Source organism: Nonomuraea pusilla, assembly GCF_900109355.1.
Lineage (GTDB): Bacteria > Actinomycetota > Actinomycetes > Streptosporangiales > Streptosporangiaceae > Nonomuraea > Nonomuraea pusilla.
In genome coordinates, this window is the sequence record NZ_FOBF01000001.1 from 451363 (window position 1) to 463648 (window position 12286).

The window sequence follows — 12286 nt, forward strand, 5'->3', positions numbered from 1 at the left end:
AGCTGTGCACGGAAGGTGCCGGCATGGCGACCGTTCCCGAGCGCGTCTTTTCCCTCACGGAATGGAGCACTCTCACATGATGTCTGTTGGGTTAGCGCGGAGAGCGGCGGCGTTCGGCGCTTCCGCGGTGCTGGCCACCATGGCCGCCGGGCTCGTGTCGAGCCCCGCTCAGGCGGCCACCTCGGCCACGGCCGGCAAGACCACCACCTCGGCCGCCTCGGCCGCGTCGAAGTCGAAGCTCTCGGTGTCCGCGCCGAAGGCGTCGACCGGCGACTACGAGGGTGGCTGCCCGGTCAAGGTCAACTTCACGTCCACGATCAAGGTCCCGGTCAAGGGCAAGACCGAACTCGCCTACCGCTGGCTCCACGGTGACGGGTCCAAGGGCAAGGTCCAGGTGGTCAAGCTCAAGGGCCACGGGACCAAGTCGGTGAAGGTCTCCGAGTCGATCACCTTCAAGGGCAACGTGAAGGGCTGGGAGGCCATCCAGGTCCTCGGCCCGAAGAAGGTCACGTCCAAGAAGGGCTACTTCTCGGTCGCCTGCGTGGACAACGACATGAGCGGTGTCCACAACGACAAGGACCTCACGGTCTCGGCCCGCGCCTGGGCCGACCCGGCGAGCTACGCCGGTCCGTGCACCCCGAACAACGGGATCGACTTCGTCGGCCTGATCGAGACCAGCAGGCCCGCCTGGGTCCGCTACCGCTGGGTGCTGAACGGCGAGGTCGTCGACGGCGGCAAGGTCAAGGTCTGGAGCAAGCGCAAGGTCGGCTTCGACATCTCCCCGCGGCACAGCCAGCGTGGCTGGGCCCAGCTGGAGATCCTCGGCCCCGACCGCACGTCCTCCAACCGCGCCTACTACAAGGTCTGGTGCAAGGACTCCCAGCCGGCTCCGGCCGCCAAGGTGTCGGTGAGCAACCTGGTCACCGCCACCAACCACGACACCTGCAAGGTCGGCGCGCACGCCAGCGTGAGCACCACCGGCGCCTCGCGGGTGCAGTGGACCTGGCAGGTGAACGGCACGTCCGTCCTCAAGGGCGAGACGGTCTTCTCCGAGGCCGGCACCAAGACCGTCGCGCTGCCCGAGCAGGCGCTCGCCGGTGAGGCGGCCAAGGGCGGCAAGATCACCCTGACCGTGACCGGACAGGTCAACAGCGACACGATCACGCAGTCGTACGCGGCCTGCCAGGCCAAGGTGACGGTCTCGTCCGTCTCCGTCGCCGGCCAGCGCAACGACATGTGCAAGGACGGCCGCGGTCCCGGCGTGGACTTCAAGGCCACCCTGCACAGCACCGCGCCCACCACGGTGAAGTACTACTGGGTCGTCAACGGCGTGAAGGACGTCAACGTCCTGGAGCGTCAGGTGAACGGCGACCTCGACGTCACCTGGGGCGTCGGCGGCACCCAGAGCGCCAAGGAGACGAAGGGCACCATCGAGCTCGTCGTCGTGAGCCCGAACGCGGTCAGCTCCGGCGTCGCCAACTACTCGGCGACCTGCCCGGCCTCCGCTGACGCGTAAGGTCCGCTGAACCACATGTGCTGACATGTGCTGAACCGGGCGGTGCCATCCGGCGCCGCCCGGTTTTTTCGTGTTGCCACTACTGTGCTTTGCACAGTAGTGTGCATTGCGTGGACAGCAGCCAGCTCCTGAAGGGCGTGCTCGACCTGGCCGTCCTGGCGGTCCTCTCCGAACGCGACGGCTACGGCTACGACGTCGTACGACGCCTCAGGGAGGCGGGACTCGACGAGGTGGGCGACGCCTCGGTGTACGGCACGCTGCGCCGCCTGTTCAAGGCGGGCGCGCTGACGTCGTACGTCGTGGCCTCCGACGAGGGGCCGCACCGCAAGTACTACGGGCTCAACGAGGTCGGCAGGACCATGTACGCCTCGTCGGCCAAGACCTGGAACTCGTTCGCGGCCACCATGGCCTCCCTGCTCAAGGAGGGGCAGTCATGACGATCGACCAGTACGCACGGGCCGTGCGTGCGGCCCTGGCCGACCACCCGGAACGCGAGGAACTGCTGGAGGACCTCGACGACCATCTGGCCGAGATCGCGGCGGAGTCCGGCGTGCCGCTGGAGGAGCGGCTCGGGCCGCCGGAGGCGTACGCCGAGGAACTGGTGGCCGCCTACGGCGGGCGCCCGCACGGCGGCGTGGGGCGCCGTCCTGGGCCGCGCGCGCGGGCCAGGGGGTGGGCGCGGGACGCGCACCGGTCGCTGCTGCGCCACGCCCCCTACCGCGGCCTGGTCGGCTTCCTGCCCGAGCTGAGGCCCGGCTGGTGGGTGCTGCGCGGCTACCTGCTGGCCATGATCCTGGTCTCGGTGACGAGCTCGGGACGCATCGCCCCGCAGGGCGTCGTGGACTGGGTGGTGGTGGCCGCCGCCGTGTACGTGTCGGTCTGGTTCGGCAGGCGGCGGCACCGGGGGCGGGCGGTGCTGCTCGCGGCGGCGGGCGTCAACGCCGTCGCCGCCGTGGCCCTGCTCCTCGGGCTGATGCAGGCCGCCGAGTGGAACGACGACACGAGCCGCTACGCCTCCTCCCAGTCGCCGCCGGACGTCTACGTCAACACGGTCTCCGCCGGCGACGGGGTCTACAACATCAAGCCGTACGCCAAGGACGGCACCCCGCTGACCGACGTCTACCTGTACGACCAGGACGGCAAGCCGGTCACCACCGAGCCCGAGAGCTACGGCTACACCGTCGATCGCTCGTGCGGCGAGCCGATACTGAACCGCTACCCGCTCCCGCTGGTCCCGCAGGACGAGCAGGACGGTTCCACGCCGACGGCGACGCCCTGCCCGACCGCCTCCCCGTCGCAGGAGCCGATGGCGCGGGCCACGCCGGAGGAGCCGGAGGCGAGCGCGTCACCCAGCGAGGCCCCCGCCGCGTCGCCCAGCGCCTCCCCGACGGGCCGGCCCCGTGCCGGGCGGTCCGGATGACCGGTCGCCCGGGAGTCGCGCCGGTCGACGGTGACCACCGTCGCGGGCGGTTCCCGGCCGATCGGACGGCCGGCGGTTCCGCCGGGTGACGGGCCGGTCCAGGGTGGTCAGGGGGATCGGGCACCATCGGTGTCATGAGCTTCGTACCTCCCGGAAGTGGCTGGCCAGGAGATCCCGCGACCGCCGGCACCCCGGTCGCCCATGACCCCGCGGACGTGCGCCGCCTCGCCGGCACCAGCAGCACCCTCGCGGAGCTCACGGCCAGGCAGTCGGTCTGCCGTGCCTGCCCGCGCCTGGTGGACTGGCGGGAAGAGGTCGCCACGGTGCGGCGGCGCGCGTTCGCGGACGAGACGTACTGGGGCCGTCCCGTCCCGGGCTGGGGTGACGAGCGGCCGAGCCTGCTGATCGTGGGGCTGGCGCCGGCCGCGCACGGCGGGAACAGGACCGGCCGGATCTTCACCGGCGACCGCAGCGGCGACTGGCTGTTCGCCTCGCTGCACCGCTGCGGGTGGGCCGCCCAGGAGACGAGCACCCACGCGGGCGACGGGCAGGCGCTGAGGGGGGCGCGGGTGCTCGCGGCGGTGCGCTGCGCGCCGCCCGCCAACAAGCCGACGCCGCAGGAGCGCGCCGCCTGCCTGCCGTGGATGGCGCGGGAGGTGGCGCTGGTCGCCCCGACGGTGCGGGTGGTGGTGGCGCTCGGCGGGTTCGCCTGGCAGGCGGTCTGGCCGGCCCTGCGCGAGGCCGGGTACGCGCTGCCGCGGTCGAGGCCGGCCTTCGGCCACGGCGTCGAGGTGGCCGTCCCGCACGGCGACCGGCCGGTCACGCTGCTCGGCTGCTACCACCCGAGTCAGCAGAACACGTTCACCGGGCGGGTCACCGCCCCGATGCTCGACGAGATCTTCACCAGGGCCAGGTCACTGGCTGTGTGACGCGTCCCACCACCCCCGGGTTGGAGCCATCAAGCGCGCTTGACGTAAGCTTGTGAATGCTTTCACAAGCACTCCACGAGGGATGGGGCCTCAGGATGAACAAGCACATCGTGATCGTCGGCGGCGGATACGTCGGCCTGTACACCGCGCTGCGGCTGCAGCGCCGGCTCCACCGGGAACTGCGCGCCGGCGAGGTTCGCGTCACGATCATCGACCCCCAGTCCTACATGACGTACCAGCCCTTCTTGCCGGAGGCGGCCGCGGGTAACCTCTCGCCGCGGCACGTCGTCGCGCCGCTGCGGCGCATCCTGCCCGGCGTGCGCATCCTCAACGGCACGGTCACCAAGGTGAACCACGGCGAGCACACTGTCACGTTCCAGCCGGCCGAGGGCGAGGCCCGTGAGGTGGCCTACGACGTCATCGTCATGGCGGCCGGCTCGATCTCGCGCACCCTGCCGATCCCCGGCCTGACCGACATCGGCATCGGCTTCAAGACGGTCGGCGAGGCCATCGCGCTGCGCAACCGCGTCCTGCACCTGCTCGACGTGGCGGAGTCCACCGACGACCCGGAGGTGCGGCGAAGGGCCCTGACCTTCGTGGTGGTCGGCGCCGGCTTCGCGGGCGTCGAGGCGCTCGCCGAGCTGGAGGACATGGCCAAGGACTCCACCCGCTACTACCGCAACATCGGGCCCTCGGACGTGCGCTGGGTGCTCGTCGAGGCGACCAACCGCGTGCTGCCCGAGGTCGGGCCCGAGATGGGCAGGTGGACGCTGGAGCAGCTGCGCGAGCGCGGCATCGAGGTCAAGCTCGACACCCGGCTCGAGTCGTGCGTGGGCGGCCACGTCGTGCTCTCCGACGGCACCGAGTTCGACGCCGAAACCCTCGTCTGGACGGCGGGCGTCAAGCCGAGCCCGGTCGTCAAGGACAGCGACCTGCCGCTCGACGAGCGCGGGCGCATCAAGACCACGGCGATGCTCACGGTGGCGGGCGCCGAGGGCGCCTTCGCCGCGGGCGACGCGGCCGGCGTGCCCGACGTCACCAACCCCGGCCAGTACTGCGCTCCGAACGCGCAGCACGCCGTCCGCCAGGCGCGGGTGCTGGGCGACAACATCGTCCGGTACCTGCGCGGCCAGCAACTGGTGCAATACCGCCACAAGTATGTCGGGTCGGTCGCCGGGCTGGGGCTCCACCAGGGGGTCGCGAACGTCTACGGCATCAAGCTTCGCGGATTCCCTGCGTGGTTCATGCACCGCACCTACCATCTGTCCCGGGTGCCGACGCTGAATCGCAAGGTTCGCGTCGTCGTCGACTGGACCCTGGCCCTGTTCTTCAAGCGGGAGACCATCTCCCTGGGTGAGATGGAGCACCCGCGCGAAGACTTCAGGGCGGCGGTGGCGACGACTCACCGTTAGCCGGCAGCGGCGGTCGGTCCGGGAACGGCGGCGCCCCGGTGATCCGTCACCGGGGCGCTTCGGCGCCCGTGGTCGCGAGCGGAAGGGACACAAGGGGTGGGGCTGTCAGCGGTGACCGTGCTCGGCGTGGACCGGCCCGGCGTGATCGCCGCAGTCACCGGCTCGCTCGCCGACTGCGGCGTCAACATCCAGGACTCCACCATGACCCTGCTCGGCGGCCACGTCGCCATGATGCTGCTGGTCTCGGGCGACCTCGAACCCGCCGACCTGCGCAAGCGCCTGTGCGCCCCCGACCTCGTCGTCACCGCCTCCGCCATCGAGGCGCGCCGCCACTTCCGTCCCGGTGCACGCGGGTCCGCCCACGTCCTGACCGTGCACGGCCCCGACCGTCCCGGCATCGTCTCGGCCGTCAGCGCCGTGCTCGCGGCCGAGGGCGGCGACATCACCGGCATGAGCACCAGGCTCACCGGCCGCCTGTACGTCCTCATCGCCGACGTCGAGCTGCCGAAGGACGCCGACGTCGCCGCCCTCACGCGCAGGCTCGCGGCGGTCGGCGCCCGGCTGGAGTCCGAGATCACCTTCCGCCCCGTCGAACCGGACCTGCTTTGACCGGATCGCCAGGCGTCGCCCGCGACCTGCCGGGCGCACCGCATCCCGCGCTGCCCGCCGTCCGGACCGGCCTGAGGGTGCGGCTCCCCGCCTCCGACGCCTCCGGCCATCCCTTGACCCTCTCCCGCCCGGGAGAGGCGGCCATGACCCCCTCACGGCTGCTCCGGGCCGGTCGCCGGCGAAGGGCCCCGCGCTCCCTCCCCGGCTTAACGGGGGACGTGCTGCGCGCCCCGTACACCCCTGTACGTGGGCATTTGCCAGGTTCAGGAGAGTCCGTCACCATCGAGGCCGAGGCCGTCGAAGCTCGGTCAATTCCCTCGCTGACTGGATCATCCCCATGGCTTGCTCTTCCCGGACATAGTCACTGAACCCCTGGCACTTCACCGCAGACTTCACAGTTGTGACGCATGATGCGAAGTTGTGCTCCTCGGAAGCATGGTCCGTTTCGTATGATTGCGGCGCCCCCGTAGCCCAATGGCAGAGGCAAACCCCTTAAAAGGGTTGACGTGCGGGTTCGAATCCCGCCGGGGGCACCTGCTTCTACCTTTGGAAACACCCCCTTCCCCGACCGATCCCGGATGACCTTGGGAACTCGCCGGCCGACACGTTCGTTGTCATCGCTGCCGAAGTCCCGAAACTCGAGCGTGAAGTTGACCTGGGTGCCGCCCGGCCCCCGCAGGCTCGGCGTCACAGGAGGCAGCGATGGAGAGTAAGAACCCCGTATTCAGCAGGTCGCGGCAGTCCGCGGGATGGGCGGGCCCCGCGCCGTCGCCTGACCTGCTGCAGAACATGTACGACGCCCCCTCGTACGCGCCCCCCGCCCGCCCCGCGTACCGGACGATGACGCTCGACGACGTCGTCGTCCGCGGCTTCCTCACATTGGGCACGCTGGTCGCCGCGGCCGCCGCCTCATGGATCCTCGGCGTCCCGCCGGGCGTGGCCATCGGCGCGGCCATCGTGGCGCTGGTCCTCGGCCTGATCGCCTCGTTCACGCAGAGCACGAACCCGGCGCTCATCCTCGGCTACGCCCTGTTCGAAGGCGTCTTCCTCGGCACGGTCAGCGCCCTGTTCGAGGGGATGATCAGCGGCATCGTGTTCCAGGCGGTGCTCGGCACGGCGTTCGCCTTCGGCGCCGTCCTGACCGTGTACGCGCTGCGCGTCGTCAGGGTCACGCCGAAACTGGTCAAGTACGGCCTGGCCGCCGTCATGGCGGTGGTCGGCCTGCTGCTGGTCAACTTCGTCGTCGGCTTCTTCGTCCCCGGCGGGCTCGGCCTGCGCACCGACAGCCCGCTCGGCTGGGGCGTCAGCATCGTCATGATCCTGATCGGCTGCTTCTTCCTGCTGCTCGACTTCGACTCGATCGAGCAGGGCGTCAGGCAGGGCGCCCCCGACAAGTTCGCCTGGCAGTGCGCCTTCGGGCTCACGCTGAGCCTGGTGTGGATCTACCTCGAGGTGCTGCGCTTCATCAGCTACTTCACTGACAGCGACTGACAGCCGCACTCCCCGTGTCCGGAGGGCCCCGCCGACCGGCGGGGCCCTTTCCGTGCGCGACCGAAAATCTACCTGCCGTCACGGACTGATGCCTGTGGAGGGGGTTGCGATTCCCGGAGAGGTGTTGCAGTGTCAAGCAAAGGAGCCAATCCGTGGAGGTGCCCATGTCCTTGAACCACTCACCGGAGACGCACACGAAGCTGATCGCAAGGGTTCCGACGATAACCGGACGCGAACTCCCAGAGTGGTTCCAAGCCATCGACAACGGCCCATCCTTCCTGAGGTGCGACGAGCGAGCCAACTGGCTCGCCGACGAGCACGGGCTGTCCCACGGCTACGCCGCCGCCATCGTCCATGAGCACGAGCGGCGCCGCCGCAACCGCATGGGCTTCATCTAGAGCCCGCCCCATCCCCGCGCCCGTGCCCCAAGCGCGGGCGCGTCATCATGGCGGGATGGAACTCGACAAGGCACTGCACTTCCTCAGGACCAACCATCGAGCCGTCCTCCTCACCCGGCATCGCGACGGGCGCCCGCAGATGTCGCCGGTGCTGGCGGCGGTCGACGACGACGACCGCGTCGTCATCAGCACGAGGGAGACCGCCGCGAAGACGCGCAACGTGCTGCGCGACCCGCAGGTCTCCTTCTGCGCGTTCACCGACGGCTTCTTCGGCGACTGGATCCAGATCGACGGCACCGCCGAGGTCGTCGCTCTGCCCGAGGCGATGGACCACCTGGTGGCGTACTACCGCTCGGTCTCGGGCGAGCACCCCGACTGGGACGACTACCGGGCCGCGATGGTGCGTGACCGCCGGGTCGTCATGCGGATCACGCTGTCGCACGCCGGGCCCGACCGGCACGGCTGACCCGCGTCCCAGCGCGACCGTCCGGCGATCTCCGCGTCGATCAGCCGCGAGCCGTCGTCGGTCAGGGCCGGCAGTGAGGACCGGCGGTCGGACGGATTCGGCTGCCGGACGGCCCATCCCTGCTTCTCCAGACGGGACGTCCTCGGGGTGCGGGGGACGCCCATCGCAGGGCCAAAGGGTCGAAGGGAGGCCGCCCGCCCGCCTTCGACCCGTTGTCATCGAGTGGCTCGACGCCGACGAGGCACGGGCTAGCCGAGGCGCTCCACGATCATCGCCATGCCCTGGCCGCCGCCCACGCACATCGTCTCCAGGCCGATGGTCTTGTCGTGGTGCTGGAGGCTGTTGAGCAGCGTGGACGTGATGCGGGCGCCGGTCATGCCGAACGGGTGGCCCACGGCGATCGCGCCGCCGTTGACGTTCAGGCGGTCGAGGTCGATGCCCAGCTCGCGGTACGACGGGATGACCTGCGCCGCGAACGCCTCGTTGATCTCGACCAGGTCGACGTCGTCGATGGCCATGCCGGCCCTGGCCAGCGCCTGCCTGGTGGCGTCGACCGGGCCGAGGCCCATGATCTCGGGCGACAGCCCCGACACGCCGGTGGAGACGATGCGGGCGAGCGGCGTGATGCCGAGCTCGGCGGCCTTGACGTCGCTCATGATGACCACGGCGGCGGCGCCGTCGTTCAGCGGGCAGCAGTTGCCGGCCGTGACCGTGCCGTCGGGGCGGAAGACCGGCTTGAGCGCCGCCACCGCGTCGTACGTGGTGCCGGGGCGGGGGCCGTCGTCCTTGGCGACCACGGTGCCGTCGGGCAGGGTGACCGGGGTGATGTCCTTCTGCCAGAAGCCGTCGGCGAGCGCCTTCTCCGCGAGGTTCTGCGAGCGGACGCCGAACTCGTCCTGCTCCTTGCGGGTGACGCCCTTGATCTGGGCGACGTTCTCGGCGGTCTGGCCCATCGCGATGTAGACGTCGGGCACGGCGCCGTCCTCGCGCGGGTCGTGCCAGGTGCGGCCGCCCTCGGCGAACGTCGCGGTGCGGGCCCCGGCCTCGGCGAAGAGCGGGTTCATGGTGTCGGGGAGCGAGTCGGAGCTGCCCTTGGCGAAGCGCGAGACGGTCTCGACACCGGCGGACACGAAGATGTCGCCCTCGCCCGCCTTGATGGCGTGGAACGCCATCCTGGTGGTCTGCAGGGACGAGGAGCAGTAGCGGGTGACCGTGGTGCCCGGCACGGTGTCGAGCCCCATGAGCACGGCCACCACGCGGGCCATGTTGTAGCCCTGCTCGCCGCCGGGCAGGCCGCAGCCGAGCATGATGTCGTCGATGGTGGTGGGGTCGAGCTGGGGCACCTTCGCCAGCGCCGCCTGGATCATCTGGACGGTGAGGTCGTCGGGACGGATGTCCTTCAGCGACCCCTTGAAGGCGCGTCCGATGGGTGAACGCGCGGTGGCGACGATGACTGCCTCGGGCATGGCCCCTCCTTTGTCAGCACTCTTCCAGAACTATATTTCAGTCGGGGCGGCCCGCCGGGCCGGGCCTGCCGCGCCGAATGTTTGCTGGTTCTTCCAAGCGTGCTGCTTTTTGGGAGTTTTTCCGGCTCTAGCTGTACATGCCGGGAGTGGTGGGGGTGCCGTCGTTGACGGCGTGGATCGCGCCCTTCTCGTCGTGCCACAGCCGCCAGCCGTCCTGGCTGCCGGTGAACCAGGCGGGGGGCGCCGTCGCGGGCGCCACCCTGCGGCCTTGGGCCAGGTCGTACTGGCACAGCGCGGCCGTGGAGTAGAAACCCTGCGGCTGGGCCTTCAGCGGCAGCGGCTTGGGGTCGGTGACGCAGAACGACCAGCCCCGCTCCTCGTCGGCGGGCGCGGGATCGCCGGAGGCCAGGTCGAAGGCGGTGCCCTTGGAGCCGTGCTTGAGGAAGCCGAGGCGGTCCATGCGGTCGGGGAAGGCCAGCCACCAGCCGGAGCCCGGCACGTCGGAGGCGGTGACCTGGCCGAGCACCCGCCCGCTCACCGGGTCGAGCCTGGCGAAGCCGCCGTACACGCCGCCCGCGTCGACCGGCCTGACGACCGGCGCGTAGCCGGGGCTGCCACTGGGGTAGACGCGCACGACCGACGGGCGCATCCAGTTGACCGTGCCGTCGCTGATCTTGACGGAGAACAGGCCGAAGGACGAGAGCTTCTTCGTGCGCGGGCTGGTGTAGGGGGCGACGTAGCCGACGAGGTCGTCGCCCGTCACGCCGAACGCCCACCCGCCCGACAGGTCGATGCCGGGCCCGAGCGCCTGCGCGACCGGCTGCTGCCACTGCAACTTACCGGTCTTGACGTCGTACGACTCGATCGCCGGGTCGGCCGCGAGGCGCAGCAGCAGCACGCGCCCGGCGTCGGACCACTCCACCTCGCCGATGCCCGACAGCCGCCACCTGACCTGGCCGGTGGCGGGGTCGAGCACCACCATGCGGGCGCCGGACAGCGCGGTGTTCTCGGACACGCACACGTACGGGCCGCAGCGCTGCGGGCCGAACGTCGAGTGGACGGGCCTGGTCCACTTCTGCGCGCCCGTGCGGGCGTCGCGGGCCACGAGCGTGGCGTTCCAGCGGCCCTTGCGTGCGGGGTCGAGGGCGACGACCACGGCCCCTCCGCCGGTCTCGACGGCGGCGGGCGCGGAGACGCCCATGCCGGGCAGGCGGCCGGCCATGGTGGCGGGCTTGGACCACAGCGTCCTGCCGTCGCGCAGGTCGAGGGCGACGGTCTGCAGGGTGCCGTCGGGCTTCATGGACGTGGCGGCGACGACCCCGCCGGCCACCGTCATGCGGCTGACCGCGTTGACGTCGGTGTTGTGCCAGGAAGGGAAGTCGGCGGTGGCCGCGTCGCTGCCGGAGCACGCGGTGACCGCCATGGCGCAGACGAGGGCGATGGACGGTTTCGTGAGGGGCCGGAGCACGGGCAATCCACTCCAAAAAGGACGGGGGAGTGACGGCTCGGACCCGGAGGGTGACCGGTTTCAGGCGTCGTTCAGCGACTCGCCGAGCCTACGGCGGAACAACGCCGCCCACTTGCCGTGTGGGCCGGTCGCACGCCCGTCGACCCGGGTCGCGGAGACCTCCGTGCCGGGCTCCTCCGCGGCCGTGGCCGCCGCGAGGTAGATCGGTTGTAGTCCTTCGCCGTGTTCGGGCCGCGGCTCCGGCCACAGCCCCAACGCGGCGCATACAGAAGGTAGCACCGCGTAAGCGGCCTGTGCGTAACCTCGGTCACTTGGATGGAAACGATCCGGTCCGAACATTTCTGTCGGATTTGTCTCAAACTCGGGTCCCAGGAGGTCCGCGAACGCCACCGTCCGCCCGCCCGCGTCCACCACCGCCACCGTCTGCGCCGCCGCCAGCTGCCGGCTCCAGCGGCGGGTCACCCAGCGCAGCGGCTGCGCGATCGGCCGCACCGTGCCGAGGTCGGGGCAGGTGCCGACGACGACCTCCGCGCCCACCTCGCGCAGCCGCCGCACCGCCTTCGTCAGATGCCGCACCGCCACCCCCGGCGGGGTCTGCGTGATGATGTCGTTCGCGCCCACGAAGATCACCGCGATGTCCGGCTTGGTCTCCAGCACGCGGTCCACCTGCTCGCCCAGCTCCGCCGACGGGGCGCCCGACTTGCCCACCACGGTCAGCTGCACCGGCCGCTCCGCCACCGCCGACAGGCCGCCCGCGATCATGACGGCGGGCGTGCGCGACGCCTCGGTCATGCCGAGCCCGACCGACGTGGAGTCGCCCAGCATGGTCATCCTGATCGGCGGGCCGTCGAAGTCGCCGTAGACGCCGTCGGAATGGGGGCCGTCCAGGCCGTGCGGGCGTCCGATGGCCTTGCGGGCCAGCAGCCCCTCGGCTATCAGCAGCCCGTACGCCGTCGCGCCGAGAGCGGTCAGACCGCCCCCGCCGAGCGCGGCGGCCGTGGCGATCCTGCGTGCCGCGCGCGCCATACCGGGTACCCAGACCACGTGGTTGCCCTCCTCGGTGGAACTCGGCGGTAGCGTTTGCTTGAAAACTAGCCGAGGGCCCGCCACG

Annotated in this window: 12 protein-coding genes and 1 tRNA gene; 10 read left to right on the top strand and 3 right to left on the bottom strand. The window is 70.9% G+C overall.

Annotation, left to right across the window (positions count from 1 at the left end; genetic code table 11):
- The first annotated feature begins 79 nt into the window (after positions 1-79).
- The 10 genes from BMX74_RS01985 (at position 80) to BMX74_RS02030 (ending at position 8241) form a co-directional block, all read left to right on the top strand.
- Entirely contained in the window at positions 80-1516 is a 1437-nt protein-coding gene (locus tag BMX74_RS01985) for a hypothetical protein (protein WP_143078527.1), read from the top strand.
- A gap of 110 nt (positions 1517-1626) precedes the next feature.
- On the top strand, positions 1627-1953 hold the full coding sequence (locus tag BMX74_RS01990) for a PadR family transcriptional regulator (protein ID WP_055508154.1): 327 nt from the start codon (positions 1627-1629) through the stop codon (positions 1951-1953).
- Positions 1950-2936, top strand: coding sequence for a hypothetical protein (locus tag BMX74_RS01995; RefSeq protein WP_091097812.1), 987 nt, complete (start codon positions 1950-1952; stop codon positions 2934-2936). The genes BMX74_RS01990 and BMX74_RS01995 overlap by 4 nt, the downstream gene beginning before the upstream one ends.
- A 134-nt stretch (positions 2937-3070) precedes the next feature.
- On the top strand, positions 3071-3865 hold the full coding sequence (locus BMX74_RS02000; RefSeq protein WP_055508158.1) for a uracil-DNA glycosylase: 795 nt from the start codon (positions 3071-3073) through the stop codon (positions 3863-3865).
- A gap of 95 nt (positions 3866-3960) precedes the next feature.
- Complete coding sequence (locus tag BMX74_RS02005; protein WP_055508161.1) at positions 3961-5277, top strand: NAD(P)/FAD-dependent oxidoreductase; 1317 nt, start codon at positions 3961-3963, stop codon at positions 5275-5277.
- A gap of 96 nt (positions 5278-5373) precedes the next feature.
- Complete coding sequence (locus tag BMX74_RS02010; RefSeq protein WP_055508163.1) at positions 5374-5886, top strand: glycine cleavage system transcriptional repressor; 513 nt, start codon at positions 5374-5376, stop codon at positions 5884-5886.
- Positions 5887-6346: 460 nt separating this feature from the next.
- Positions 6347-6419, top strand: a tRNA-Leu gene (locus BMX74_RS02015).
- A gap of 169 nt (positions 6420-6588) precedes the next feature.
- Entirely contained in the window at positions 6589-7377 is a 789-nt protein-coding gene (locus BMX74_RS02020) for a Bax inhibitor-1/YccA family protein (protein WP_055508165.1), read from the top strand.
- A 164-nt stretch (positions 7378-7541) separates the two neighbouring features.
- The gene (locus tag BMX74_RS02025; protein WP_055508632.1) at positions 7542-7775 is read left to right on the top strand and encodes a DUF4287 domain-containing protein; all 234 of its coding nucleotides are present in this window, start codon (positions 7542-7544) and stop codon (positions 7773-7775) included.
- Positions 7776-7830: 55 nt separating this feature from the next.
- Entirely contained in the window at positions 7831-8241 is a 411-nt protein-coding gene (locus tag BMX74_RS02030) for a PPOX class F420-dependent oxidoreductase (protein WP_091097814.1), read from the top strand.
- 248 nt (positions 8242-8489) lie between these two features.
- On the opposite strand, the gene BMX74_RS02040 is transcribed toward BMX74_RS02030, so the two are convergent.
- The 3 genes from BMX74_RS02040 to BMX74_RS02050 all read right to left on the bottom strand — a co-directional run bounded on the left by BMX74_RS02040 (position 8490) and on the right by BMX74_RS02050 (position 12201).
- Positions 8490-9707: an acetyl-CoA C-acetyltransferase gene (locus BMX74_RS02040; RefSeq protein ID WP_091097817.1), complete on the bottom strand. Its 1218-nt coding sequence runs from the start codon at positions 9705-9707 to the stop codon at positions 8490-8492.
- A 127-nt stretch (positions 9708-9834) separates the two neighbouring features.
- Complete coding sequence (locus tag BMX74_RS02045) at positions 9835-11175, bottom strand: outer membrane protein assembly factor BamB family protein (RefSeq protein ID WP_082535535.1); 1341 nt, start codon at positions 11173-11175, stop codon at positions 9835-9837.
- Positions 11176-11235: 60 nt separating this feature from the next.
- Positions 11236-12201 carry an SGNH/GDSL hydrolase family protein gene (locus BMX74_RS02050; RefSeq protein WP_091097820.1) on the bottom strand — a complete coding sequence of 322 codons (966 nt, stop codon included), beginning with the start codon at positions 12199-12201 and terminating at the stop codon, positions 11236-11238.
- Positions 12202-12286 lie beyond the last annotated feature (85 nt).

Excerpts from the sequence above, each read along its gene's own strand:
- BMX74_RS01985 (WP_143078527.1), top strand. The coding sequence starts at position 80 with ATGTCTGTTGGGTTAGCGCGGAGAGCGGCGGCGTTCGGCGCTTCCGCG.
- BMX74_RS01995 (WP_091097812.1), top strand. The coding sequence starts at position 1,950 with ATGACGATCGACCAGTACGCACGGGCCGTGCGTGCGGCCCTGGCCGAC.
- BMX74_RS02000 (WP_055508158.1), top strand. The coding sequence starts at position 3,071 with ATGAGCTTCGTACCTCCCGGAAGTGGCTGGCCAGGAGATCCCGCGACC.
- BMX74_RS02005 (WP_055508161.1), top strand. The coding sequence starts at position 3,961 with ATGAACAAGCACATCGTGATCGTCGGCGGCGGATACGTCGGCCTGTAC.
- BMX74_RS02020 (WP_055508165.1), top strand. The coding sequence starts at position 6,589 with ATGGAGAGTAAGAACCCCGTATTCAGCAGGTCGCGGCAGTCCGCGGGA.
- BMX74_RS02025 (WP_055508632.1), top strand. The coding sequence starts at position 7,542 with ATGTCCTTGAACCACTCACCGGAGACGCACACGAAGCTGATCGCAAGG.
- BMX74_RS02030 (WP_091097814.1), top strand. The coding sequence starts at position 7,831 with ATGGAACTCGACAAGGCACTGCACTTCCTCAGGACCAACCATCGAGCC.
- BMX74_RS02040 (WP_091097817.1), bottom strand. The coding sequence starts at position 9,707 with ATGCCCGAGGCAGTCATCGTCGCCACCGCGCGTTCACCCATCGGACGC.
- BMX74_RS02050 (WP_091097820.1), bottom strand. The coding sequence starts at position 12,201 with ATGGCGCGCGCGGCACGCAGGATCGCCACGGCCGCCGCGCTCGGCGGG.